At 42.3% G+C, this 208-nt stretch carries 1 protein-coding gene; it reads left to right on the top strand.

Annotation, left to right across the window (positions count from 1 at the left end):
- On the top strand, window positions 1-208 hold a 208-nt coding region (locus AOM43_RS09490), incomplete at both ends, for a hypothetical protein (RefSeq protein WP_152618864.1).

Genomic DNA, 208 nt, shown 5'->3' with positions numbered 1-208 from the left:
TTGCGCAAGCCATCGCTCTGCATAAAGAGAAAGAGCAAGAAGCTTTTTTACTTCAGGAAGAATTTGAATATTTGGCTTCCGACCTCCAAACTAAAGAAGCCCACATCACTCATCTTGAGCAAGAAATGGATCTGCTCAAAACTTCTTATCAAGAGGTTTTGGCTGCTCAAGAAGAATCTAAACAAGAGCTTGCGCAAGCCATCGCTCT

This window comes from Parachlamydia acanthamoebae, from assembly GCF_000875975.1.
Lineage (GTDB): Bacteria > Chlamydiota > Chlamydiia > Chlamydiales > Parachlamydiaceae > Parachlamydia > Parachlamydia acanthamoebae.
This window is presented reverse-complemented; position numbering and strand designations above follow the sequence as displayed.